Genomic DNA, 24,951 nt, shown 5'->3' on the forward strand with positions numbered 1-24,951 from the left:
GCCTTGTTTTAGGTAAGTAATTTGAAATCCGATACTTTCAGTAGGATTTTGGTGTTTTACCAGCCTCTTTCGTATTGGACTGGCCCTTCGATTGATACTCCTAGTTCTTTTGCTGCAGTTCTTGGCCAATAAGGATCACGTAATAACTCACGGGCAATGAAGATTAAGTCTGCTCTTTCGTTACGAAGTATTTCTTCTGCTTGAATGCCTCTTGTGATGAGACCAACAGCCCCAGTTGGAATTTTCGCTTTGTTCCTGATTAATTCCGCATAACCTACTTGATAGCCAGGGTAGACATCAATTCTTGCTGGTACAACTGCCCCAGAGCTAACATCAATGAGGTCAACCCCTTGTTCTTTCATACGCTTAGCGTAATCCACATAATCTTCAGGAGTTAATCCGCCTTCTGTATAGTCATGTGCAGAGACACGAACAAACAGAGGACCTTCCCAAACATCTTTCACTGCATCAATAACCTCACCAAGGAGACGGTACCGATTTTCATAGCTTCCGCCATATTTATCTTCTCGTTTATTAGAAAGCGGTGATAAAAATTCATTTATTAGGTATCCATGTGCTCCATGGATTTCAATGATATCGAAACCAGCTTCCTTTGCTCGTTTTGCCCCATCTCTGAATGCTTGAACAATTTCCTCTATCTCAGGAATTGTTAATTCCTTTGGTGTCTTTGAGTTTTCATTGAAGGCGATAGCAGAAGGTGCAACAATTTCTCCTTCAACAGTAGCTTTTCTACCTGCATGTGCAATTTGTATGGCTGTCTTTGAACCATGTGCCTTCATCATATCCACTAATTTTTGTAGACCAGGGATATGTTCATCACTCCAAATTCCTAAGTCTTGAGGGGAGATTCTTCCTTGCGGTGTAACTGCTGTCGCTTCCACCATAATGAGACCCACTTGGCCAACAGCACGGCTTACATAGTGAGTATAATGCCAATCCTCAACTTTACCATCTTGATTATGACTAGAGTACATACACATCGGTGCCATAACAATTCTATTTTTTAAAGTAACATTTTTAATTGTATAAGGTGAAAATAAAGCTGTGTTCATAATTTTGAAACCTCCAATTTTATTTCGATATCCTAAGGAAATTATATCATTTAATGGCAATATAGTTAAATTTTATCCATTTTTCTCAATTCTTTTAAACTGTATTTTGTTCCTCTCCACATCACTCCACCTCTTATGAATGTTAATATACTTGCTCGTGCAATTGAGTATATAAACAACAATGAAGTAATCGGAAAAACAATAAACAGTAAAGGGGAGAAAGTTGTTATTTTTTTAGTTGTTAACGTGTATGAGCATCCAAGAAGAAAGATAATGAGTATACTCAAAAGAAAATGTATGCTATCACCTGTAAAAAGGGTAATATACGGAAATATTGTAGATACAAATGTACCAATTATAGCTAAAAAGACCATAGAAACCCTGTAATGTAATCCTGCAAAGGTGTTTTTTTCAAGACCAGTAAATGCTGCTCGTAAACTGGGATACCAGTCAACAGAAAGTAAAGACAGTCCAGATACGATTCTTTGTTTTAATCCAGTTGCTTTAATTTTAAAGCCAAGCTGAAGATCATCGTCAGGTCTAAGAGAAATTGCTTTATGAGTACCGATCTGTTCGTAGGCCTGACGTGAAAGTAAGTTAAAAGCTCCTATTCCAGTTCCAATCTTTGAACGATCTTTATTTGCTAACCAGGGTCTTTTGAAATAAGAGAAACCAAATAAGAAAAAGGAAACAAAGGTCTTTAACCAAAATGTCTGTGCGGAAAGATTAGGAGCAATTGTTAGATGATCAATTTCTTCCATTTGAAGAAAGCTCATTGCTTTATGTATTACCTCTGGCTGATACATTACATCGGCATCTGTAAATAATAGGTAATCACCTTTTGAGTGTAAATATCCTTGGTACATAGCGTGATTTTTACCTAACCAACCTGTAGGTAATTTAGAAATATGGATTACTTTGAGCCTGTTATTTTTTATTTGTAATTTTTCCAATACTCTTCCGGTGTCGTCTGTAGAACGATCATTCACTACAATCCATTCAAGATTATGATATGTCTGAGTAAATTGTGTTTCTAGACTTTTAGCAATAGAGTCTTCTTCATTTCGAGCTGCAACAATTATTGATAAAAGTGGAGTTTTATCAATCGTTTGTATGTCTTCTAGCCTTTTAATGCTTCTAAACCCTAAAATGCCATTTAGTAAAATGAATGTCCAAAAGATTAGATTGGACAGGAGTATAAATGTTATCATCTTAGCACTTCCTTCTACAGCCTTTCCTTTATTGTACTTTTTACATTCTGTATATGCAGTAAAAAAAGCACCGACAAATTAGTCGATGCGCAAATTCAAAAATTTAATAAGCTTCCTCGGCTAGCTTTTTTCCTGTCTCTGTGCTTTGTAGGATAACCTCTGCTGGAATATATTTATTTTCTTGTTTATTGAAAATATATCTTGTTTCATAATAGGCGATTACATCATAGTGAGCAATTCCTGATATAGACTGTCTTGTTACAATCTCTTGTGGTTTCATTTTCGTGAATTTTTCAAAGCGATAATCAGATATTGGGGCTACACAGGTAGTAATATCAGATAACCGTTTTTGTAACTCTTTCTTATCTGGAAAATCCTGATACCTTTGTTTTGATAATGGTATTGTTGCTGCAAGTTTTCTTTGTTGATCTTTAAAATGGACTTGAAAATTCCCCTTATATTTCATTGAAAATCGTTGCTTGGTTTGTTCTGTCCAATCCTCTGAATTTTGATCAGTGAAGATTTCTTCAATTCCATCATCTACATAACTAAGCACAGTTAATCCGGTAATTCCGCCACTCCCTACAGAACGGAAATATAAGAGAATGTCGAGTTTCCCATTTTGTAACACATCAACGAACTTCATATCAGCTAGTTGATATAAATCGTTTTTATTATCGTAAGAACCTATCTCTTTTCCGTCAATCTTAAGTGCCCATTCATTCGCTAAATCATATTGGTTTTTACGAGCAAATAATTCGATTACTTCCTTCTCTCCATCACCATCTAAGTCAATATAATCCTTTTGAATAATTGCAAAAGGACCATACGATGATTCGGACTGCTGGGCAAGTGTTACTCCCTGAAAACTAAAGAAAAGGAACAGTATCAGTAAAATACGAGTAAAAGTCATCTTCATCACCTCTTTTACTAGGGTAACCAAATAATGAGATGGATATAGATGGAATTTCATCTGGTTTCACCGTCGTAAAAGTGGAAGTAGCCTAACGATTGTATTTTCGCTTTACTTAGCAAAAAAGTTTTCTGTGTAATAGGGGTGAGATTCAGAATTGAAAGCAACTCCAACACCTAGAAACTCAAAATCTGCTTTCAAAATATTTTCCCGGTGTCCGAGAGAATTCATTAAACCCTCATGTGCGAATACACTGCTGAATTGTCCATAAGCAAGGTTTTCTCCAGCAACTGTAAATAGAATTTCATCAGCAAGCATTCTGTCAAAGGGTGAAAGTCCTTGTTGATTTGTATGACTGAAATAATTATTCTCTGCCATGTCTGCACTGTGTTTCCGTGCGGTTTCCTTAACTGATTCATCCCAGGTCAGTACCTGTAGGCCGTTATTTACCCTTGACGCATTCGTTAGATCGAATAATTGAAATTCAAAGCCTTCTTTTAGTTGTTCACTGGCATCTGTATAAAAATCAGGTCTACTTTTTTCAAGGCTTTCAGAAATAATTTGGATGGATGTAACCGTATTGTTTTCATGTTTATCAAAAAAGAGTGTGATATACGAGTTGTCGATATGAAATACTTCGTAATCCCGGTCATCCTGAAATTGATAATACACAAAACCCTTTTGAATTTTATCTAGTGGTTCTCCGAGTTGGTTCAATACGTCTTGTTTGGGGGTTCCACGTGTAATATTTAGAGTAGAAGTAAGTAAATCCTGATTCGTGTATAGTCCGACAACTTGGTTTTGGGTATCGTAAGCTACCATAATAAAATTTTGGTAATTTTCGTGATAAGAGTACCAATTTGTACCATATTCATTAAATGAAACTCGCTTGGGTGCTCCAAGTGCTTTTTCAACTTCTTCCTTACTTTCCCCGATTTCTATGTTGTGAACTGAAAATGTCTGTTCACTTGGTACAACTAAATCGGGTCTTGGAACCTCTTTGTTTTCAATGATATTTTTTTCGGGAGACGTCTCAGAAAGGGAAGATAGCAACGTGCTAATATAATCAATACTCCTTGAAAGAAAACCTTTTAATTCATCAAGCTCCTCTGCATGTGTAACAGAATTAAATTCTGAAGTAATAGTCTCAAAAACTGATTGATTGTCAGATTTTGCTGCTAGTTTATCAATGACTGTCCATGAAGCATACAGAAAAAATAGAAACGATAAAAACAGCAGGATTCTTCTCATAATTATTATTACCTCCAATCCCTATTAGAGGATGTATCATAAAACGTAGGATCTAATTAGAATATCCCTATTCCATTTTAACCAAATAATTGTGATTCAATAAGTTTTTTGAAAATCACGGTTTCAGACTGTTTGTTTATTTAACTCTCCTAAAGTATAAAAAGGGAGCTACAATAGTTTGTAGTCCCGTTATTGATTAGTTAGATTTTGAGTTTTACCAATTGTAGTGTAGTAGAGTAGGATGGATACTATTACAGATAATGCTGAAAGCAAATATATAGCGTGATAATTAAATAGGTAAGCAATTTGTCCGAATGCAATTGCACCAATTCCTACCCCAAGGTCGAAAAATGAGAAGAAGGTTGCATTTGCCATACCTTTTCTGTGTGGCGGGGCCGACTGTACAGACCATGCTTGTAAGGCTGGCTGGATTGCACCGAAGCCAAGTCCGTAAAATACACCAGCTGTAAAAAGAACAAATGTATTTGGCAGCCATGCTAATAAAAGCATTGCCACGATAATTGAAAATGCTCCGGGGGCAAATACTGCTCGATGTCCTTTTTGGTCATATAGCTTCCCGGCAAATGTACGAGTTACCATGAGGGAAATTGCAAAAATAAAGAAGTACCACTGAATACCTCCCACATTTTCTTCAGCAGTGTAAAGAGGCAAGAATGAAGCTAAACCTCCAAAAGTAACGGTTATAAAGAATAATAGAATGGATGGAGGAAGGGCGGTTTTTTCATAGAAGTCCCATTTTTTGAGCTGTACTGGTGGTGGTTCAACTTCTTTATAATGGATTCTTGAAGATAAAAGGAATGCCACTAATCCTAGAACGGAACATATTAAAAATAATTGAGTAAAAGAAATGGTACCCACTAAGGCTAAACCAAGTGATGGACCAAAAGCAAGTGCTACATTCCCAAACAAACCGTAGTAGCCCATTCCTTCTCCACGTCTTTTGGGAGGTATCAAGTCGGTTGCAATTGTACCAGATGCAGTTGTTGAATATCCCCAGCCAACACCCTGTAAAACACGCATAGCAAATAAGAAGATGATACTTTTAACAATACCGTATGAACCAACTGTGACAATAAAAATTGCTAACCCCAATAAATAGACAAAACGTCTGCCTTTCTTTTCTAAAGAATGACCTGCAAAAGGTCTAGTAAGAAGAGCAGAAAATGTAAAGATTCCAACAACGACCCCTATTAGCCGATCATTTCCTCCAAGCTCCTCTACATAAAGTGGAATTGTTGGCAATGTCATTTGAAAACCTAAAAAAATAAAAAAGTTAGAAATACAAATTAGTGTGAAATCACGTGACCAGATTTTCTCTTTTTCAGTTTCAATAAACGAAGTTTCTTTTGGAAGGGGTGCACTCATAGGATCTCCTTATCATTTTTATTTCGACTACCAAAATAGTAATATATCTTCATATTACCAAAAATGGAAAGAGATTCCCACTAGTGTGCACCACAATATATTTGTTGGATTTATTTTTTGTGCGCAACGTCTTGTGTAAGTGCCTCACCTAATTCAATAGATCTTCCGGTTGCTCTCTTGATACAAGAAATCATCGCTTCTTGATAGCGGTAGTTTTCAAGAATTTTTATTCCGGCTTCAGTAGTTCCTCCTGGACTAGTAACCTCCCGACGTAAAGTAGCCGGTTGCTTTGGTGATTTCTTCAGCATCTCTGCAGCCCCAATAATTGTCTGGAGAATTAATTCTTTCGCAATCTCTTTTTCTAAGCCGATTTCATCTGCAGCTTTTTCCATGGATTCTACTAGGTAATATACATATGCTGGACCGCTGCCGGATAATCCAGTTACTGCATGAAGTTCCTTTTCTTCAACTGTTGTGACAATTCCAATCGTTTCAAACAATTTATGGGTGAGCAGGAGATGTTGATGCTTTGCGTATTCACCAATTGATAAAGCGGTAGCTGATTTTCCGATTGTAGCCGAAGTGTTAGGCATTGCACGAACAACTGGAACTTCTTTTCCTAATAACTCAGTAATCGTAGTAGTTGAAACACCTGCAAGGACGGAAATAACAAGCTGTTCTTCAGTGACAAAGTCTTTTATAGACAAAACACCACTAACAACATCTTTAGGCTTCATAGCTAGTATAATAATATCTGCCTCTTTAATTGCTGTTTGTTTGCTATTGTTTATACATATTTGATAGGTATGTTTCAAACTTTCTAATCTTTCTTGATTGGAGCGATTCATTACAGAAATTTGATTGGGTAAGAACAGCTCCTTTTGTAGCATTCCAGAAATCATTGCCTCAGCCATTGAGCCAGCACCAACAAACACAATTTTTTGTTTGGTTTCCATAACTATCCCTCCATTGTTTTCGTTTTTTTTAGAAATATAAAAAGACCTATTCCATCCTTATAAAGGACGGAATAGGTCTGACTATCCGCGGTACCACCTTACTTAACATCTAATTTTTTTTCTAGATGTTCGCCTCGAAACCCGTATCGTGGGTTGACGGTTAGGTTTGCCTAACTGCTCCTAGGTAGGTTCAATCACTAAGGGGGCTATGAGATCTTTCAGCCGCTGAATCTCACTCTCTTGTTGCCATTAAATGATTTACTATTCCTAATCATTGCTTTACATTTTTAGTCATTATGCATCGGATTAAATGCGATGTCAAGGGTTACTTTTCATTAAAAATTGAAGTGATTCAAATTAATTATTTGAATATAATGACAAATAAGCGTTGAACGAGTAAACTGGTAATGATACTACTAACTGTACATACTAGGAAATCTGAAACTAACAGATAACCTGTTTCAAAAAATATATAAATATATTAACTGTAAGGAGATTTGTATGAGTTCTTTAATAACGACAAAGGATATTTTCAAAATTACGGTACCAACTCCGTTTCCGGTTGGAGATGTAAATATGTATCTTTTTAAAGGAGATACATTAACTTTAGTTGATGCTGGAACAAAAACGGAGGAAGCATGGGAGAGCTTTACACAGCAATTATCTGATTTAGGTCATAAGCCTTCAGATATAGACCAGGTTGTAATTACGCATCACCATCCTGATCACGTAGGTTTTCTTGACTACTTTCCTGCGGAATTACCAGTTATAGGGCACCCGAAGAATCAGCCGTGGATTAGTCGTGATGAACATTTTTTCAAGGCAAATAAACCATTTTATAAAGAGCTTTTTATTCAATTGGGGATAGATCCTGATTTAACAAATATGATTAACATGAACAAAGAACTAAAGTATTCCTGTCATCGTTCCTTAACGTCTTCCGTAATTGAAAAAGATAGCATTCCTGGAATGGATGGCTTTATAGTAATTGAAACTCCTGGACATGCGCAAAGCCATATTGGGCTTTTCAGGGAGAAGGATGGCCTGTTTTTAGCAGGTGATACGCTACTTGCAAAAATATCTCCTAATCCGTTACTGGAACCACCTCAATTTGGTGAAACAGATCGGCCGAGACCACTTGTCCAATATAATGAGTCTTTAAAGAAACTAAAAACTCTTCCATTGGCAATGGTTATGACAGGTCATGGAGAAGATATTAACAATCCTTTTGAATTAATTGAGCATCGCCTTGAAGAACAAAAAAAGCGTGCGAATCAAGTTTTTCAAATGTTACGAGAAAAACCAATGACTGCTTTTGAAGTATGTATAAGCTTGTTTCCAAAGGTTTTTCTTAAAGAGCCCGTACTAACAATGTCTGAAACAGTTGGTCAACTTGACTTTCTTGAGGAATTAGGTGAAATTAAAATAGAAGTTGTAAATGGAAAGTATATATATCATGTATAGGCTAGTCTTTCGAGGTGAAAACAATGACCAGTAAATTACGAGGAAAAACAATTATTATTACAGGAGCGTCAAGTGGAATTGGAGAGAAGATTGCTTATCTCGTGGCTGAACAAGGTGCTCATCCAATTTTATTAGCGAGAAGCTATGACCAATTAGCCAAAATTGCGGAGACTATTAAAGAACGTTATCAAACAGAGTGTTTATACTATAAAGTTGATGTTGGGAATCTTGAAAATGTAGAAGCAGTGTTCGAAGAAATCCTTCAAAACGCAGGAAAAGTGGATGTGCTTGTAAATAACGCAGGATTTGGTGTTTTTGCTAATGTGGTAGATGCGAACTTACATCAAATGAAAACGATGTTTGAGGTTAATGTTTTTGGATTAATTTCCTGTACGAAGATGGTACTTCCAGCCATGATGGAAAAAAACGCTGGCCACATTATTAATATTGCATCACAGGCTGGCAAAATTGCAACACCAAAGTCGAGTGTATATTCTGCTACAAAGCATGCGGTATTGGGTTTTACTAATAGCCTTCGAATGGAGCTTACTGACACAAATATCCATGTAACAGCGGTCAATCCTGGGCCAATTCGAACACGTTTCTTTGATATTGCTGACGAATCGGGTACCTATGCAAAGAATGTAGGCCGATTTATGCTCGATCCTGATTTTGTTGCAAGAAAAATTGTGAGTTCTATGCTTACACCTAAGAGGGAAATTAATCTCCCAGGCTGGATGAATGCTGGAAGTGTATTTTATACTCTTTTTCCAAGACTTGTTGAAAAAGTCGGGGGAAAGGCGTTTTTTAAAAAGTAATAGTTACTTTTGTGCAGGGGAACTTTTCTCTGCATTTTTTATTATTTTATTTACTTGACGGAAGTTAAAAATAAGGATTAAAATTCAGTAAACCGATTTAATTACTTGTATTAATGTATTTAATGCAGTGGAAACATATAATTGGGTAAAAAGGGGGAGCAATTTATATGTCACAAAACGAACAGGAAATAAGCTGTGCAATCAATAGTAGTTCAAACGAAGTTAGAAAAGAACCATTGAAAAAGCCTGCGGAAATTAAGGCAGATGGCTCTTTTAATCGCCAAACAAATCGATTCACAACTCCATTCGGACACAATGCCGGAGAACTACCTGTTGAATCAGGGAAATACCGTCTTCTTTGGTCTGCTGCTTGCCCTTGGGCACATCGTTCTGTCATTGTTCGGAAAGTTCTTGGATTAGAAAAAGCGATTAGTTTAGGTACGGTTAGTCCGCTTCGCCCAAGAATTGAAAATGTAGACTGGGAATTTTCTCTAGATGAAAATGGAGTTGATTCTGTATTAGGTGTTCAATATGTAAGCGAAGTCTATAAAAATAGTGATCCTGATTACATAGGCCGACCTACGGTTCCAGTCATGGTCGATGTTAAAACTAAAAAAGCTGTTAATAATGATTATTTTAAGCTAACGAACTATTTTGAAACGGTTTGGTCTCCGTTTCATAAGGAAAATGCTCCTGAATTATATCCTACACATTTACGCGTAGAGATTGATGCTTTAAATGATGTTATCTTCCATGACATAAACAATGGTGTTTATAAATGTGGATTTGCTTCTTCACAGGAAGCCTATGAACATGCGTATGATCAATTGTTTGCTAGATTAGATGAATTAGAGAATCGATTGGCTCACAACCGATTTTTATTCGGCGATTTTATTACGGATTCTGATGTTCGTTTATATACGACTCTTGTTCGATTTGATGCTGCTTATTATACGGCCTTCCGAACAAACCGTAATCTGATTCGTGAATACAAAAATTTATGGGAATATGCTCGAGATTTATACCAAACGCCAGGTTTTGGTGACACGACCGATTTTGATGCAATTAAAAGGCACTATCATTTGTCTATTACGATTGACCCTAATAAAAGTGAAGTGAAACTTCTTCCTAAAGGCCCTGATGAATCTGTCTGGTTGACGGCTCACAATCGTGAACAGCTAAGTAAAACTACTGAAAAATTTTTACGTGAAGATAATTAGGCAGGTGAATGTAATGAGAATTCGAAATGCAACTGATGATGAATTGATTTTTATTCGTGAACAACGTATTGCCGCTTATCTGGAGCATGCTCAAGCTGTTCCTGAAGAACATTGGTTGGCACTTAAGAAGGCTATCTCTTCTGAAGCGGATAGTCAGCCTGGCGTCGAATTACTTGTTTGTGAACTTGATGAAAAAATTGTAGGAAGCGTTGTTTTGTTTCCAGCTAATACAGATGCATATGAAGGTTCTTTAGAAGAATTGGATTATCCAGAAATTAGAATGCTCGCTGTTGCTCCTGAGGCACGTGGTAAGGGAGTGGCGTCGGCGCTTATTTCCGAGTGTATTCAACGAGCAAAAGCTAAGGGTTTCAAGGCGATAGGACTACATACCGGAGATTTTATGGAGAATGCAATGAAATTATATAAAAAACATGGCTTTGAACGGTTGCCACAATATGATTTCGAACCAGCTAATGATGGTATTATTGTAAAAGCATTTAGGCTTTCTTTATAAGGAATGAACCAAATCGCAATTTTAACTGCGGTTTGGTTTTTTACATTAGAGGATATTTAAGCTGATTAATCGAAGTATAGGTTATTGAAAATTTTATTGTAAGGAGAACATTCGATATGGACGTGGAAAATATACTGAAAGAATTAGGTTTATCTTCTGTTACGAAGGTCCAGCAGATTCATGGTGGACAGGATAGTTCTGTCTGGAAGGTTGAAACCGCAAATTTTGCTTATGCTTTACGCGTACTGCCCGGTGACCACTATGAACAATTTGTTCGTGAGCAAAAAGTGATTCAACTTGCCCAGAATAACGGAATCCCTGTTCCAAATGTAGTTTCAGTTTTTAAAGGTGAATCATATTGTGCCATGTTAATGGAATGGGCAAAAGGGCATACAGTATTTGAAGAACTTCAGAGATCCCCCGATAATGCCAGCCAAATTGGTAAGGAATTTGGAAGGATGCAAGCGCTCATACATGCAATATCTGTAGACAATAACTTTGAAGATAATAATGAGAATTTTTTAACACCCGTTACAGACCTGGAAAAATCGGCAATGAATCTAATTGAAAAGTATTATACGTTGTACTCTCCTACATTACTTCATCTTGACTATCACCCCTTGAATATACTAACAGATGGAGAAAAAATAACTGCCGTCATCGACTGGGCTAATGCATCTGCTGGAGATTATCGGTTTGATTTTGCACGTACTTTCTCTATTCTTCGGTTGGAGGGAACAAAGTATTTTGATAAAAAAACGTTTGAGGAGTTTGAGTCAGGTTGGCTAATTGGTTATTTTAGCTTCATTGGAATGATACCTGCAGATCCAATTGAGTTATTTAATGTCTGGGCAGGAGATCGAATGCTGCGAGATCTTTCAGGAAAACTTTCAAAAACAGATCTCGATAAGCTATCTAATTGGACGTTGAACTGGGTATATAACTTCGTAAATAATTATAAAAACTAGTCTTCCTAGTCTTTGAATACTATATTAGTTTGTTAAGTATTCATATACAAGGTCATTTATTATATCATGAAGGGTTGTTTCTGGATCAAGCTGCTGTAGCTCTTTTATTTTTACAAGTAACTCTTTATAGTCTGCTTCTGTTAAGGGAACAGAGTCATTATCATGATGGTATTGATAAAAGTAATTTCGAATTAATTTTCGTATGAATTTTTCATCCATAGGTGCACCTCGTTATTCTAAATATTCCATTATACATTTATTTTAGCAGAATTCTCTACTTGAGCATTCTGTTTTAAATTTCCATTGAAACCGAACGTATATTCTCTTATTATTAGGAATATAATAAGAACATACATTCTTTTGTGGAGATGATTTTTTATGGTAGATTACAGCCAACTACCCGATCAGAAAATTTTATGTATAGATATGAAAAGCTTCTATGCGAGCTGTGCTGCCGTTTTGTTAGGACTTGATCCGTTAGAATGCTATTTAGCCGTTGTAGGGGATACGGAACGCCAAGGGAGTATTGTACTTGCAGCCTCTCCAAAGTTAAAACAGGAGTTTGGGATAAAAACAGGATCAAGGCTTTTTGAAATTCCAAAGGATCCGCGAATTCAGCTTGTAAATCCCAAGATGGCCACATATTTGCGTATATCAACAGAAATAACAAGACTTTTCAATCGCTATGTACCCAAGAGTGCAATCCACGTCTATAGTGTTGATGAAAGTTTTATAAAGGTTGATGGAGTAGAGAAACTATGGGGAGATGCAACAACGATTGCTCACAAAATCAAGCGGGAAATTGAAGCGGAATACGGACTGCCATGTGCGGTTGGAATTGGTCCTAATATGTTAATGGCAAAATTATGTCTGGATCTTGAGGCAAAGAAAAAGGGAGTTGCCGAGTGGACATATGACGATGTTCCCAAAAAGCTATGGACCATTTCTCCATTACGTGAAATGTGGGGGATTGGAAGTCGAGTGGAACGAACCTTGAATGGGATGGGAATTACAACGGTGGGTCAGCTTGCTAATTATCCACTTGAGTTACTTGAGAAGAAATTTGGAATTATGGGAAATCAGCTTTATTACCATGCGTGGGGTGTTGATTTATCTGAGCTTGGTGCGCCAATTATGCAGGGGCAAATTAGCTTTGGGAAAGGCCAAATTCTTTTACGTGATTATCCCGATCCTGAAGAGGTGAAGCACGTTATTCTTGAAATGTGTGAAGAGGTTGCAAGACGAGCGCGCAGACATAAAAAAGCGGGAAGAACAATTAGCCTCGGAATTGATTACAGTCGCGATGAATTTGGAGGAGGTTTCTATCGTTCAAAGACAATTGATGCTCCGACTAATATTACGATGGAACTATATAATGTTTGTTTGGAGTTATTTGAAAAGTTTTATACAAAAAAGACAGTACGAAAAGTTTCAATTGCTCTTTCGAACATTGAAGATGATGCACAAATGCAATTAGATTTATTTTATTTAGATAGAGTCAAACAACATAAGCTTGGATATGTAATGGACCGTATTCGCGGAAAATATGGTTCAGATGCCTTATTGCGTGCAGTTTCATATACAAGTGCAGGAACCTCAAGACACCGTAGTAAGCTTGTTGGGGGACATAAGGCAGACTAAATACGAATTGGAAAGGATAAACGGCTTAAGAAAGGGGAGTAAACATGATTCGCGATCGAGGAGCAATTAAATGGACAGCAATGATGCTGCCGGAACATGTAAAAATATTAAGAGACTGGACAGAAGAAGATACGTTTCAGCAAAAGCCTGATTTAGACGAACAACATATCGAAGAAATGAACGGTATTCTTTGTGAAGCGATGGAATTAGGAAGTGAGCTGATGATCACGTATTACGAAGCAAAACATCATAAACTACTTCTCGGGACAATCCATCACTATGATGATTTACAAGGACGATTACACATCATTGATAAATTTGGAGATGTGCACTATATACCAACAAACATGCTAATTGATTTACGCCTTTCAGAATAATTCCTCGTGAATGAGGAATTTTTTTTGTTAAATAAAGGCTGTTTTCGTAAACTTTGTTGTTTTTAAACATTCATCAGGCTTAATAAATGGTTAAAAATGTTTCACAGGGGTGATTGGAGTGCCAGGAGCGGAAATCACTAAACTTTGTAATACGCACCCTAAAGAAAAAGCGAATAGCAACAATCTTTTAGAAAAGAGCCTAAAAAAAAGGAGTTTGTATCAGAAAGAGAGAAGTAAATATGTTACACAAAGTAGGAAAGGGGACACAAAAATGTTTTTACATCAAATTGACGAAAAATTAGCCTTAAAATTAACAGACATAAACGATGCAGACCGTATATTCGAATTAACAAACGAATCTAGAGAATACCTTCGAGAATGGCTTCCATGGCTAGATACCACTACAAAGGTTGAGGACACAAAAGCATTCATAGAATATTGTTTGAAAAGCTATGCAGAACAAAAAGGGATGCATACAGCTATCGTGTTTAACAGCGAAATTGTTGGAGTGGCAAGCTTTAACTCAATAGATCGAAACAATAAAATAGCGCATATCGGATACTGGCTCGGCCACAACTATCAAGGGAACGGCATTATGACAAGAGTAGTAGAGACATTAACAGATTATGCTTTTATAAAGATGAAACTAAATCGTGTTGAAATACATGCGGCTGTTGGAAATACAAAGAGCAGAGCAATTCCTGAAAGACTGGGGTTTGTAAATGAAGGAACTGTTAGACAAACGGAGTGGTTATACGACCATTACGTGGATCATGTTATTTATGGAATGCTAGCTAAGGAATGGAAATCGAGTAATAAGTAAAAGGGCGAATATACTCGCCCTTTTTATGATTCATCAGTACTCATATGAAAAAACCGGTACGTCAAACAAAGTCCAATGAGATAAAGAAAAAGTGCAAAATAAGCAGGTAGTAAATGGATAAAATTCGTATACCCAATGGCAAAGTGAATCCAAATCCCTGCAATAAAAGCGGGGAGTCCTCCTATAAGAAGAGTCCACCACACCCATTTGTTTCCTTGTTGAAATCCCCAAAGAGAAATCATAAGTACTAAGAACCCGACACTCAGCAGCGCACTCCCAAAACCAGCACGGTCGTGTGCAATAACAGGTATCAGTTTACTGTTAAAAGAATCTAGCATTTCTTTTGGCATGCAAATGTATAAAAGATCTGTCGGTACGAAAACACTTGTAATCCCAACATATGAAATAACAACTCCACCGAGTACGAACGAAAAACCAAGAACTACAAACGCAAGTTGTCCCAGTAGGCTGCGTTTCCAGATAAAATGATTTTTAGTATTAAGAGAGGTTGGTGTTCCAAAGATCCGCTTTGTTTTACAATAAGCTGTAATATAAATTGGTAAAAGAACGAGCCAGAAAATAAGGTGAAGCCAATCGAAATAACCATAGCCGATGAACAAGAAGATTCCTAAAAAACCTAGAATAGCAGCAATGTCGATTGCTTGCTTTGCCCATAAAAGGCCACTCCGAACACCAAAACGAGCTAGTGTCATGTAGACAATTCCGCCAGAAATCATCGTCCCTGCGAGAGTCATACGATCATGTGCCATAAACCACAGAATTCTATCATTAAAAAGAATAATTGTCTCACGTTTCATCCCTAGAAATTGTTCATCATAGGGAAGAATTATAGTTGTTAAACTAAAGAGCAGAGCGAGTAACCCACCTATAAAAATGGATAACCCGAATAACCAGTACCAAAACCAAGCTGAATGGGTTGGATAATGAGGTTGACATTTGTATAAGATTGCTTCATTTATCCGTTTTGTAAGTCCTGGACCTGAGAAAACATAACCACCCGACAGCATTACAAGATCTGCACCAACATCCAATAATTCTAATGCATGAGCTGGTTCAAGAACTCCTCCAACCGTAATAATAGGTTGCTCAAAACCGTTGTTCCTTAAGTAAACAATAGCCCCAAGCAAATTATCAAGGTGATCTTTTTCTAGTGTATCTGCTAGTTCATCAAGAACAATACCAGAAAAAGTAGTTTGGATAATGTCAATTGGTAAATCGTGAATGTCAGTAACAGAGACTGCCAGATACACTGGTTTATTTGTATTAGAGAGTGTAAGAGTAGTAGAACTAGTAATGAAAGCATTCGCATACGTATCTAAGGTTTTCATTAGTTCAACTTGTTCCTCATCAGGCCCGCCTATCCTAACCAAGACTGGTTGTTTTGGTTTCCATTTCTTTAATCTTTCTAACGTATTTGTAAGACCAATTGATTCATAATTTGAAGAAAAACAAATGGTTTTAGTAGAAGTATCTACAGTTGGAGGCGTAGGTTTTTTATTTGGTTGCATCGTAACAGGTCCGATTTCAATAAAACCAAAGCCTAAATTAGAAAATGCTCTAGAACCGCTAAGAAGGGGGTCTATTTTTCCTGAGAGCCCAACCGGGTTCACATACTCTACATCTTGAATTTCTTTCTCTAGAAGTTTAGAAGATTCTTCTCTACCTAAGAAATTAATGATGTGATGCCCCCCTGGTATCGAAGCAATTCTATTCATCCCCTTATGTATGAATTCTCTAGATACTTGAGGGGATATGTGTGAAAGTATAGGTTTAAATAATAAGTGATAGGACCAATCAGGCATAATTCCGTTCCTCCATGATAGTCTTGTTACCTGTATTGTACCATAGTAGAAGGGAAATTTTAGATGGGATAAAAAAAACCGAACAACTTGATGTCGTTCGGTTTCTTGGGTAAGGCTTTATTCCTTTTCAGCACGTACAACCGATTCAAAGTTCCCTTTATGAGAACCATCACAGAACGGTTTGTTTTTTGATAAGCCACATCTACATAGCGAGAAGCTAGGTTTGGTTTGAAATTGATTTCCTTCTGCATCAACTAATTCAACATCGCCTGTAATACGTAAAGAACCATTGTCGTTCACCTTAATTGTAACTTTTGACATGTACAAATCCTCCTTTCAAAAAAGTGACACTATTCTAAGTTGATAATAAGGGAAGATTTACCAAAGTTCAAATTTTTTTGTAAATAACAAGGGTTAGTGTAATCATATGTAGAAACATATAAGATATGTTAAACTGTACCTAGGATATAAGGAAAAAAGGAGAAAATACAGTGAAGGTAACATTTACAGAGCGAGCAATCAAAGAGTTAGAATCAAAAATTACAAATCAAGAAAAAATACTTAAATTAAAATATGATACCGAAGGCTGTGGATGCGTTGTTAGCGGGGTAACCGCATTATGGCTAGTGGAAGAAGAAGACTTTGATGATGTAGCAATTGAAACAAATTTTCGTCCGCTTTTAGTTGAAAAATCAAAAATGGTGTTTTTGGATGAAAATCTGACAATTGATACTGTAGAAACAGCTAATTGCTTTCAGTTAAGAAGCCCAAATGAAATCCTTAACCCACGATTAAGATTTGTAGAAAGAGTGATATAAATGAGCTCGAAGCTTAAAACGATTCGTAATATAGCTGAAAATAAGACTTGGGTCTCTTTCTTAAATGAAAACCACCCATATAGTCTCCTTCATTGGTCAGTTGCAGGTGTAAATCACGATCAAAAAGATGTTTGGCTACTACAGGATGAAGTGTCATTTGAGGTTCAGGAATTTGAAACGATTGAGCTTGCGTTATCATGGATAAATGAAAACATGATAGAAATAACAGACGTATTAGGATAAAAGAAGAGTATTCAAGCAGTTCTACCTATATTAAATAATAAAAATGATTAAGCCTCCGGCGTAAGCATCAGATTAAAACGGTTTTCTTCAAACTGTGAAAGAATCTGATTCAATAAGCCAAGGCTTTTTTGGTTTTCATAAGTAAATATCTTTATTCACATACCTCTGTAAAAAATCATCGATAACCCGTTCATATGCCTCTTTATTGTCAGCGAAAGAATATGCATGTTTGCCTCTTTCAGCAATTAGTAATTGCTTAGGGCCTTCTTTAAGTTGATAAAGCTCCTTTGTCATTTCAGGAAGAATATAATCGTCCTTTGCGCTATGAATAAACAGTACGGGATTTTTAATATTTTGAATGACGGATATAGGTGAAACATCTTTTATACTATAACCATCACGGAGCTTTAAAAATAAATTTGCAAAAGGTAGTACCATTGGCGCTGGGAGTTTGAATTCAACCTTCAAGCGATATCGAAGTTGAGCTTCAAAATCAGAAAAAGGACAATCTACAATATAAAAATTTGCTCCATCTTCAACCATTCCAGCATATAGTAGTGTGGTCACAGCACCCATGGATTCCCCATGAATACCAATAACACTATCTTCGCCATACCGTTCTTTAATCCACAAAACAACTGATTGGAGATCAAACTTCTCATAATGTCCATAGCTTGTTGTTTTGCCCCCACTTTCTCCATGACGTCGATGATCGTAGACTACGACATTCCAGCCGCGGTTTAAGAACAATTTCATATATTTAATGGAATTTAATTTATTTTGAGTAACCCCATGAGAAATGATGATAAACTTATGTGGTTCCGTGCCTTTAACTAACCAACCTTTTACGTCATAGCCAAATTTAGAAGGAATCGTAATATCTTCTTTATCAAGAGAGTGGACTTCGTCTAGGTTGAGCCGACCTTCTCGTGTTTCACGCTCAATAATTTCATCGTCTGTCTTCTTTTTTATGTACATGACAATATTTGTGAAAAAGAGTCCGACCGTGACAATATAGCCTACAATGACTCCCAGTGAAATAAATAACCTTCTCATTGTTTTTATTGTCTTCATGAAAGTAATCCTCCAGAAGTAGTTTTGACGATATAATTTTACCACTATTAACCAAAAAAATCATATGAAAAACCGTACCTAATATAGGGTACGGTCAAGCCTTTTACTGTTCAGAATTTTGGCGTTTAGTTGGTTGAAGTGCTTTTTCCATTTCCTCAGCAGCCATAACATTATTTGTTGTATCAGAATTAGGTTTTCCTTTTTGAGAATATCCTTTATCTCTTTTAGCCAAAGATAACAACTCCATTCCTAGATTATCATGGATAGGATGTGAAGTTTTGGTTGAGAATATACTTATTTTTGGAGTCTATAGTATTTACTTTCCAATTGTCTTGAAATCAGTGGAGCAATCACATCAATAGCTTGAATAAGCATCGGGAGATCGATTCCCGTCTCAATTCCCATTTGTTCGAGCATGTAAACTACATCTTCAGTTGCAACGTTTCCAGTAGCACCGGGTGCAAATGGACAACCTCCTAATCCACCTGCAGAAGTATCAAAACGATCAATTCCAGCTTGCATAGCCGCTACTACGTTAGCTAAGGCCATACCACGAGTATCGTGAAAATGTGCTGTTAACATCGTATTAGGAAAACGATCCTTTAACTTTGAAAAAAGTGAATATACCTCTTTTGGATTTGCCATTCCAATTGTGTCAGCCACACTTAATTCATCAACACCTAAGCTTACAAAGCTTGAACAAAGGTCAATTACATCAGTTTCAGCAATTTTACCCTCAAAAGGACAATAAAAAGAAGTTGATATACAAGCACGTACAAAATAATCTTTTTGCTTTAATTCTTCAATAATGGGTTGGAGTTCTTCCATACTTTCTTTTGTTGTTTTATTAATATTTTTTTTATTGAAGGATTTACTCACACCGACAAAGACAGCAACTGATTTGCATTCTGTTTCATATAATCTATCAATTCCTTTTCGGTTTGGCGCCAACACAATATTACGTCTGTTATCAAGGGAGGCTTTAATAACCTCATCTGCATCCTTCATTTGTGGAACCCATTTTGGTGATACAAAGGATGTAAGCTCCATTTCACGAATTCCAGCTTTTTTTAGTTTATGGATAAACTCGATTTTAGAATCGGTTTGAATGATGTTTTTTTCATTCTGAAGACCATCTCTAGGTCCAACTTCAATGATTGTTACTTGTTTAGGTAAGCGCATACAATACCTCCGAAGAAAAAGTGTTATTATCTCTTATTTTAGTTGAAGTTTTTTAAGAAAAGCAAGAATAATAGAAATTATGACAAAATAAGAGGGATTTCGAAAAAAGTCTAGAAATATATATGGTAATATGCAACATCAAGAGTATACGTAGGCTGAAAGAGATTATTTACCTAAATCGTAATGTAGCCAACGTACATCTGCAAATCTGCAAAATACATACAAGAGGAGAGGTTTTTGTGAGTAAAAATGAAGTAGTAATTGTAAGCGCTGTCAGAACGGCGATTGGTAGTTTCGGAGGTTCCCTACAAAATATTTCGGCTCCAGAACTCGGGGCAGTGGTGATAAAAGAGGCACTTGAAAAGGCAGGAGTAGACCCTAAACAAGTCGACGAAGTGATTATGGGGAATGTCCTACAAGCGGGTATAGGTCAAAACCCTGCAAGACAAGCGGCAATAAAAGCTGGATTACCACAAGAAGTACCAGCTATGACAATAAATAAGGTTTGTGGTTCTGGTTTGAAAACCGTTCATTTAGCAACACAGGCAATCCTTGCTGGAGATGCAGATATTATTGTTGCTGGTGGGATGGAAAATATGAGTCAGGCACCATATTTGTTAAAAGGAGCAAGAAATGGTTTTAAGATGGGAGACCAAAAGCTTGTTGATAGCATGATATCAGACGGTTTATGGTGTGCATTCAATGATTATCATATGGGAATTACTGCTGAAAACCTTTGTGATAAGTATGAAATCTCCCGCGAAGAACAAGATGCGTTTTCAGCACGTAGTCAGCAAAGAGCTGTTGCTGCGATTGAAGCAGGTACATTTAAAGATGAAATTGTTCCCGTAGAAATACCTCAACGTAAGAAAGCTAGTATTCTATTCGATACGGATGAATATCCGAAATCAGGGACTACTGCTGAGAAACTAGCAGGATTACGACCGGCATTTAAAAAAGATGGCTCAGTTACAGCAGGAAATGCCTCAGGTATTAATGACGGAGCAGCAGCTGTAGTGGTAATGAGTAAGAAGAAAGCTGATGAGCTTGGTATAAAGGGATTGGTGTCGATTACCGCTAACGGAAGTGCAGGGGTAGACCCAAGTATTATGGGAATAGGGCCTGTAGCTGCAGTGAAGAAGGCGATGGATAAATCAGGTTTAAGCGTGAGTGACATGAACCTAATTGAAGCTAATGAAGCATTTGCGGCACAATCAATTGCAGTTGACCGTGAACTTCATTTTAATAAGGACATTTTAAATGTTAATGGTGGAGCTATTGCATTAGGTCACCCTATCGGCGCAAGTGGTACACGAATCTTAGTAACATTAATTCATGAGCTAAAACGTCGTAAAGAGCGCTATGGTTTGGCTACGTTGTGTATTGGCGGTGGTCAAGGGGTAGCAACAATAGTTGAGAATATTGAATAGTGAGGTGTTGACATGAAACCAATATATTCATCTTTTCAAGAAGCAGTTGAGGGAATACAAGATGGTTCTACGCTAATGGTTGGTGGCTTTGGGTTATGTGGTATACCAGAAAATTTAATCTTAGCATTAGTCGAATCGGGGGTAAAAGATTTAACGGTAATTTCAAATAATTGCGGTGTGGATCACTGGGGTCTTGGACTACTTTTACAAAACAAGCAAATAAAAAAAATGATCGGCTCCTATGTCGGAGAAAATAAAGAATTTGAGCGTCAGGTACTATCAGGTGAAATAGAAGTTGAACTTGTACCGCAGGGTACATTAGCAGAAAAAATTCGTGCGGGTGGTGCTGGTATTTCTGCATTTTATACTCCTGCAGGGGTAGGAACACCAATTGCAGAAGGTAAGGAAACTCGTGTTTTTAATGGAAAAGAGTACGTTCTAGAGGAAGCTTATTCGGCAGATTTTAGTTTAGTTCGTGCACAAAAGGCCGATAAAATGGGGAATTTGATCTACAACAAGACGGCACGTAATTTTAATCCAATGATTGCTGCTGCAGGAAAGGTAACAATAGCAGAAGTAGAGGAACTTTATGAAATTGGAGAACTTGATCCTAATCAAATCCATACCCCAAGTATTTATGTTCAGGGTTTAATTGTAGGGGCACAAGAAAAAAGAATCGAGCGATTAACCCTTACTAAGTAGGAGAGGAAGGAGTTGAAAAGAAATGACAAATACACGTGAAAAGATTGCAAGGAGAGCGGAAAAAGAAATTGAAAATGGCTTTTATGTAAATCTAGGTATTGGCATGCCAACTCTCGTTGCAAATTATATCTCTTCTAATAAACAGGTAGTCCTTCAATCAGAGAATGGTTTACTCGGGATTGGACCATACCCAACTGAAGAAAATGTTGATCCTGACTTAATTAATGCAGGAAAAGAAACGGTTACGGCAATTCCCGGGGCAGCTTATTTTGACAGTGCGGAGTCGTTTTCTATGATACGTGGGGGCCATATTAATGTTGCTATTCTAGGTGGAATGGAAGTTTCAGAAACTGGTGATCTAGCAAATTGGATGATTCCAGGGAAAATGATAAAAGGGATGGGCGGTGCTATGGATCTGGTACATGGTGCTCAAAGAATCATCGTAATCATGGATCATGTAAATAAAAAAGGTGAAGCAAAAATTCTGAAGAAATGTACACTTCCATTAACAGGTCAAGGAGTAGTAAATCGTATAATTACTGACCGTGCTGTCATAGATATAACAGATAAAGGCTTGAAGTTAATTGAAGTTGCAAAAGGCTACACAATAGAAGATATAAAAAGTTCAACCGAGCCGGAACTTCTTGTAGATGATCAAGTAGTGTTAGATGCTTATTAAATCTGTTGCGAATAACTTCTCAAGAAGTTGTTCGCATTTTTATTCTTTTCCTATGGTATAATGATAGGCGAATTTAAGTAGTTGGAGGTAATCAACATGGCTAAAAAGAAGCAACAAAAGCCATCAAATAAAACTGAGAAAAATGACAAGCTTAATCTCGGTGACTTATTAAATGATGAAGTACTTTCAAAGCTAAAGGATACAAAAAATGAATTAAAGGCAGAAGAACTTCGTAAACAAGAAGAAGAACTAGAAAAACAAAGAGAAGAACGAAGACTACGCGAAAAGAATAAGTCGTTTGAAGAATTATTTAATGAGAGTAACCTTAAGTGGTCGGATTATAAATAGAATGTAAAAAAGACCGAATCGTAGCTGATTCGGTCTTTTGCTGTTGAAGACTATATAGGACTTGATGGGATTTAAACCCACAAGATGCACGTATCATTACGCAGGATGATACGGCTGCTCTATACGTTGAGCTACAAGTCCTACTATAAGTATGTAGGATTTGGAGAATTTTATTCTATGATTTTCAAGTATTTTTATAAGGAGCATTAAACAGCCAATTAAAAAAGTAAAGACAACTGTATAACGTTTAACGATGCTGATCATACACAGAGACTTTTGTAAATTCTCTAATCAATGTTACTTCTTCATTAGATAATGGTATAGAAGATACAGAACGAACGTTATTTTTCACTTGCTCAACAGAGCTTGCGCCAGCAACCACCGAAGCAACCACATCATCACTTAAACAATATCGCAATGCGATTTCTGTAAGTGAACGATTTTCCGCTAGTTTATTTTTAAGTTCAGAAATGACTTTCTCAAGTTCTGAAAAGCTGTAATCTAAATACCCATTACGTTTTATACTTTCAGATGCTTTCTCTATTGGCCGGTCGGTAAGGAGTCCTTTTGCCACTGGTCCCCGAGCTACAACACTAATATTGTTTTCCTTTAGGAACTCAAAAACTTGCTCTTCAGGACGACGATCTAAAATACTATATTGCATCATAACACTAATGATAGAAGATTTATTTACATATTCACGTATGACGTTTGGACGTATAGATGATATTCCATAATAGCGAATAACACCTTCCTGTTTAAGATCCTCGAAGGCTTCAATGGTTTCATCAATATTATCCTCGATTGTACCGCCATGTAATTGATATAAATCAATATAATCTGTTTGTAGTCTTTGTAAGCTGTTTTTAACAGCTGTTTTTATATGTTTTTTTGAAGGGTCCCACGACCATCCTTCTTTTCCTTTTTCAAAGCGATTTCCTACTTTGGTTGCGAGAATAATATTTTGTCTTTTTGATTTAATGGCTTTTCCTACGATTTCTTCGTTTAGTCCTTGGTCATAAAGGTCGGCAGTATCCAAATAATTTATCCCCATATCTAGGGCAGCATCAATAATATATGTAGCTTTGTTTTCTTCAGTACCAAGTGACATACAACCCAAACCTACTTCACTTACAAGTAAGTCAGAGGTTCCAAGCTTTCTTTTGTTCATAGTTTCCCCTCCATTAATATAAGTCTTACACCTATTTTATCTTCAACTAAATTGAGACTCAAATGTAAAGAGGGGAATACTAAAAATAACTATGACTCTTTACCACTTTCAATCCACTGTTGAACGGTTTTAAACTTGCGACTATATTCTTTTAATTTTGCTCGAATTTCCCATGCTTTTCCTACCATTGTAATACTATTTTCTCGGATAACAATCTTCATTTGTTAGCCCCCTCGGTAGAAGTTTAAAAATAAGAATTATGATAAAATGTATGAAGTAAATAGAACTAGTAGAACAAGGAGCTGGAAGCATGGAACATTTGCTAGAGAAAACACTAAGCACGAAAGTACTTTTTGAAGGCCGAGTAATTGATTTACATATAGAAGAAGTGGAATTACCAAATGGGAATACTAGTACGAGAGAAATAATTAAACATCCAGGTGCGGTAGCGGTTCTTGCGCTTACGGATGAAAATAAAATAATCATGGTCCAACAATATCGTAAGGCGCTAGATAAAGTGATCGTAGAAATTCCTGCAGGAAAGCTTGAAAAGGGGGAAGAGCCGGATTCAACAGCTAGAAGAGAATTGGAGGAAGAAACCGGTTATGCTTGCGAGAGTTTGACACCGTTAATTTCTTTCTATACATCACCTGGCTTTGCAGATGAATTAGTCCATCTTTTCGTTGCAAAAGGACTAAAGAAAATTGACAATCCAGCTGGACTGGATGAGGACGAATTCGTTGATGTATTAGAAATCTCATTAGAAGAAGCGCAAGAATTTGTAAAGGACATGAAAATTTATGATGCCAAGACAGCATATGCTGTTCAATACTTGCAGCTACAACAACTTTTAGGAGAAAAGTGAT

General features: G+C 36.8%; 29 protein-coding genes, 1 tRNA gene and 1 other annotated feature. Of the genes, 15 read left to right on the forward strand and 15 right to left on the reverse strand.

Features of this window, described 5'->3' with window-relative positions:
* Window positions 1–56: 56 nt before the first annotated feature.
* The 6 genes from namA to proI all read right to left on the reverse strand — a co-directional run bounded on the left by namA (window position 57) and on the right by proI (window position 6,790).
* Window positions 57–1,073: an NADPH dehydrogenase NamA gene (gene namA, locus AB3M96_RS12075; RefSeq protein WP_412967867.1), complete on the reverse strand. Its 1,017-nt coding sequence runs from the start codon at window positions 1,071–1,073 to the stop codon at window positions 57–59.
* A 65-nt stretch (window positions 1,074–1,138) separates the two neighbouring features.
* On the reverse strand, window positions 1,139–2,284 hold the full coding sequence (locus AB3M96_RS12080; protein ID WP_412967868.1) for a glycosyltransferase family 2 protein: 1,146 nt from the start codon (window positions 2,282–2,284) through the stop codon (window positions 1,139–1,141).
* A gap of 103 nt (window positions 2,285–2,387) precedes the next feature.
* On the reverse strand, window positions 2,388–3,197 hold the full coding sequence (locus AB3M96_RS12085; RefSeq protein ID WP_412967869.1) for a hypothetical protein: 810 nt from the start codon (window positions 3,195–3,197) through the stop codon (window positions 2,388–2,390).
* Window positions 3,198–3,308: 111 nt separating this feature from the next.
* A complete protein-coding gene (locus AB3M96_RS12090; protein ID WP_412967870.1) occupies window positions 3,309–4,448 on the reverse strand; it encodes a CAP domain-containing protein in 1,140 nt (379 codons plus the stop codon).
* Between the two features lie 189 nt (window positions 4,449–4,637).
* A complete protein-coding gene (locus AB3M96_RS12095) occupies window positions 4,638–5,834 on the reverse strand; it encodes an MFS transporter (protein ID WP_412967871.1) in 1,197 nt (398 codons plus the stop codon).
* Between the two features lie 110 nt (window positions 5,835–5,944).
* Window positions 5,945–6,790 carry a pyrroline-5-carboxylate reductase ProI gene (gene proI / locus AB3M96_RS12100; RefSeq protein WP_412967872.1) on the reverse strand — a complete coding sequence of 282 codons (846 nt, stop codon included), beginning with the start codon at window positions 6,788–6,790 and terminating at the stop codon, window positions 5,945–5,947.
* A 59-nt stretch (window positions 6,791–6,849) separates the two neighbouring features.
* Window positions 6,850–7,074: a binding site (T-box leader), on the reverse strand.
* A 217-nt stretch (window positions 7,075–7,291) separates the two neighbouring features.
* Here proI and AB3M96_RS12105 point away from each other — a divergent pair.
* The 5 genes from AB3M96_RS12105 (at window position 7,292) to AB3M96_RS12125 (ending at window position 11,774) form a co-directional block, all read left to right on the forward strand.
* Complete coding sequence (locus AB3M96_RS12105) at window positions 7,292–8,254, forward strand: MBL fold metallo-hydrolase (protein ID WP_412967873.1); 963 nt, start codon at window positions 7,292–7,294, stop codon at window positions 8,252–8,254.
* Between the two features lie 23 nt (window positions 8,255–8,277).
* Complete coding sequence (locus AB3M96_RS12110) at window positions 8,278–9,072, forward strand: SDR family NAD(P)-dependent oxidoreductase (RefSeq protein ID WP_412967874.1); 795 nt, start codon at window positions 8,278–8,280, stop codon at window positions 9,070–9,072.
* Between the two features lie 167 nt (window positions 9,073–9,239).
* Window positions 9,240–10,292: a glutathione S-transferase family protein gene (locus AB3M96_RS12115; protein WP_412967875.1), complete on the forward strand. Its 1,053-nt coding sequence runs from the start codon at window positions 9,240–9,242 to the stop codon at window positions 10,290–10,292.
* Between the two features lie 13 nt (window positions 10,293–10,305).
* On the forward strand, window positions 10,306–10,806 hold the full coding sequence (locus tag AB3M96_RS12120; protein ID WP_412968000.1) for a GNAT family N-acetyltransferase: 501 nt from the start codon (window positions 10,306–10,308) through the stop codon (window positions 10,804–10,806).
* 116 nt (window positions 10,807–10,922) lie between these two features.
* Window positions 10,923–11,774 (forward strand): phosphotransferase family protein, encoded by an 852-nt coding sequence (locus AB3M96_RS12125; RefSeq protein ID WP_412967876.1) that lies wholly within the window; start codon window positions 10,923–10,925, stop codon window positions 11,772–11,774.
* Between the two features lie 24 nt (window positions 11,775–11,798).
* Here AB3M96_RS12125 and AB3M96_RS12130 read toward each other — a convergent pair whose 3' ends face one another.
* The gene (locus tag AB3M96_RS12130; protein WP_412967877.1) at window positions 11,799–11,993 is read right to left on the reverse strand and encodes a YqzH family protein; all 195 of its coding nucleotides are present in this window, start codon (window positions 11,991–11,993) and stop codon (window positions 11,799–11,801) included.
* 159 nt (window positions 11,994–12,152) lie between these two features.
* Between AB3M96_RS12130 and AB3M96_RS12135 the strand changes: the two genes are divergently transcribed.
* The 3 genes from AB3M96_RS12135 (at window position 12,153) to AB3M96_RS12145 (ending at window position 14,615) form a co-directional block, all read left to right on the forward strand.
* Entirely contained in the window at window positions 12,153–13,415 is a 1,263-nt protein-coding gene (locus AB3M96_RS12135) for a Y-family DNA polymerase (protein WP_412967878.1), read from the forward strand.
* A gap of 44 nt (window positions 13,416–13,459) precedes the next feature.
* Window positions 13,460–13,792, forward strand: a complete 333-nt coding sequence (locus AB3M96_RS12140) for a YolD-like family protein (RefSeq protein WP_412967879.1) — start codon at window positions 13,460–13,462, stop codon at window positions 13,790–13,792.
* Between the two features lie 271 nt (window positions 13,793–14,063).
* On the forward strand, window positions 14,064–14,615 hold the full coding sequence (locus AB3M96_RS12145; RefSeq protein WP_412967880.1) for a GNAT family N-acetyltransferase: 552 nt from the start codon (window positions 14,064–14,066) through the stop codon (window positions 14,613–14,615).
* Between the two features lie 23 nt (window positions 14,616–14,638).
* On the opposite strand, the gene AB3M96_RS12150 is transcribed toward AB3M96_RS12145, so the two are convergent.
* Together AB3M96_RS12150 and AB3M96_RS12155 are read right to left on the reverse strand one after the other, a co-directional pair.
* Entirely contained in the window at window positions 14,639–16,438 is a 1,800-nt protein-coding gene (locus tag AB3M96_RS12150; RefSeq protein WP_412967881.1) for a dihydroorotate dehydrogenase, read from the reverse strand.
* A 117-nt stretch (window positions 16,439–16,555) separates the two neighbouring features.
* The gene (locus AB3M96_RS12155) at window positions 16,556–16,759 is read right to left on the reverse strand and encodes a CDGSH iron-sulfur domain-containing protein (protein WP_412967882.1); all 204 of its coding nucleotides are present in this window, start codon (window positions 16,757–16,759) and stop codon (window positions 16,556–16,558) included.
* Window positions 16,760–16,929: 170 nt separating this feature from the next.
* Between AB3M96_RS12155 and AB3M96_RS12160 the strand changes: the two genes are divergently transcribed.
* Both AB3M96_RS12160 and AB3M96_RS12165 read left to right on the forward strand, forming a co-directional pair.
* Window positions 16,930–17,256 (forward strand): iron-sulfur cluster biosynthesis family protein, encoded by a 327-nt coding sequence (locus AB3M96_RS12160; protein WP_412967883.1) that lies wholly within the window; start codon window positions 16,930–16,932, stop codon window positions 17,254–17,256.
* Window positions 17,257–17,499: a DUF2552 family protein gene (locus tag AB3M96_RS12165; RefSeq protein WP_412967884.1), complete on the forward strand. Its 243-nt coding sequence runs from the start codon at window positions 17,257–17,259 to the stop codon at window positions 17,497–17,499.
* 135 nt (window positions 17,500–17,634) lie between these two features.
* On the opposite strand, the gene AB3M96_RS12170 is transcribed toward AB3M96_RS12165, so the two are convergent.
* From AB3M96_RS12170 to AB3M96_RS12180, 3 genes are all read right to left on the reverse strand, one after another.
* Window positions 17,635–18,555 (reverse strand): alpha/beta hydrolase, encoded by a 921-nt coding sequence (locus AB3M96_RS12170; protein WP_412968001.1) that lies wholly within the window; start codon window positions 18,553–18,555, stop codon window positions 17,635–17,637.
* Window positions 18,556–18,676: 121 nt separating this feature from the next.
* Complete coding sequence (locus AB3M96_RS12175; RefSeq protein WP_412967885.1) at window positions 18,677–18,805, reverse strand: hypothetical protein; 129 nt, start codon at window positions 18,803–18,805, stop codon at window positions 18,677–18,679.
* Between the two features lie 62 nt (window positions 18,806–18,867).
* A complete protein-coding gene (locus AB3M96_RS12180; protein WP_412967886.1) occupies window positions 18,868–19,755 on the reverse strand; it encodes a hydroxymethylglutaryl-CoA lyase in 888 nt (295 codons plus the stop codon).
* 239 nt (window positions 19,756–19,994) lie between these two features.
* Here AB3M96_RS12180 and AB3M96_RS12185 point away from each other — a divergent pair, with 239 nt between their 5' ends.
* The 4 genes from AB3M96_RS12185 (at window position 19,995) to AB3M96_RS12200 (ending at window position 22,914) form a co-directional block, all read left to right on the forward strand.
* Window positions 19,995–21,185 (forward strand): acetyl-CoA C-acetyltransferase, encoded by a 1,191-nt coding sequence (locus AB3M96_RS12185; RefSeq protein ID WP_412967887.1) that lies wholly within the window; start codon window positions 19,995–19,997, stop codon window positions 21,183–21,185.
* Window positions 21,186–21,197: 12 nt separating this feature from the next.
* The gene (locus AB3M96_RS12190) at window positions 21,198–21,887 is read left to right on the forward strand and encodes a CoA transferase subunit A (RefSeq protein WP_412967888.1); all 690 of its coding nucleotides are present in this window, start codon (window positions 21,198–21,200) and stop codon (window positions 21,885–21,887) included.
* 22 nt (window positions 21,888–21,909) lie between these two features.
* A complete protein-coding gene (locus AB3M96_RS12195) occupies window positions 21,910–22,566 on the forward strand; it encodes a CoA transferase subunit B (protein WP_412967889.1) in 657 nt (218 codons plus the stop codon).
* Window positions 22,567–22,662: 96 nt separating this feature from the next.
* Window positions 22,663–22,914, forward strand: coding sequence for a YqkE family protein (locus tag AB3M96_RS12200; protein WP_412967890.1), 252 nt, complete (start codon window positions 22,663–22,665; stop codon window positions 22,912–22,914).
* Between the two features lie 56 nt (window positions 22,915–22,970).
* On the opposite strand, the gene AB3M96_RS12205 is transcribed toward AB3M96_RS12200, so the two are convergent.
* The 3 genes from AB3M96_RS12205 to mciZ form a co-directional block, all read right to left on the reverse strand.
* Window positions 22,971–23,055 (reverse strand) — tRNA-OTHER (locus AB3M96_RS12205).
* Between the two features lie 106 nt (window positions 23,056–23,161).
* Entirely contained in the window at window positions 23,162–24,085 is a 924-nt protein-coding gene (locus AB3M96_RS12210; RefSeq protein WP_412967891.1) for an aldo/keto reductase, read from the reverse strand.
* Window positions 24,086–24,174: 89 nt separating this feature from the next.
* Window positions 24,175–24,306, reverse strand: a complete 132-nt coding sequence (mciZ, locus tag AB3M96_RS12215) for a Z-ring formation inhibitor MciZ (protein ID WP_412967892.1) — start codon at window positions 24,304–24,306, stop codon at window positions 24,175–24,177.
* Window positions 24,307–24,395: 89 nt separating this feature from the next.
* On the opposite strand from mciZ, the gene AB3M96_RS12220 reads away from it, so the two are divergent.
* Window positions 24,396–24,950, forward strand: a complete 555-nt coding sequence (locus AB3M96_RS12220) for an NUDIX domain-containing protein (protein WP_412967893.1) — start codon at window positions 24,396–24,398, stop codon at window positions 24,948–24,950.
* The last annotated feature ends 1 nt before the right edge of the window (window position 24,951 follow it).

Origin of the sequence: Ferdinandcohnia jepli, from assembly GCF_047246645.1 — a bacterium.
Classification (GTDB): Bacteria; Bacillota; Bacilli; order Bacillales; family Bacillaceae_L; genus Ferdinandcohnia.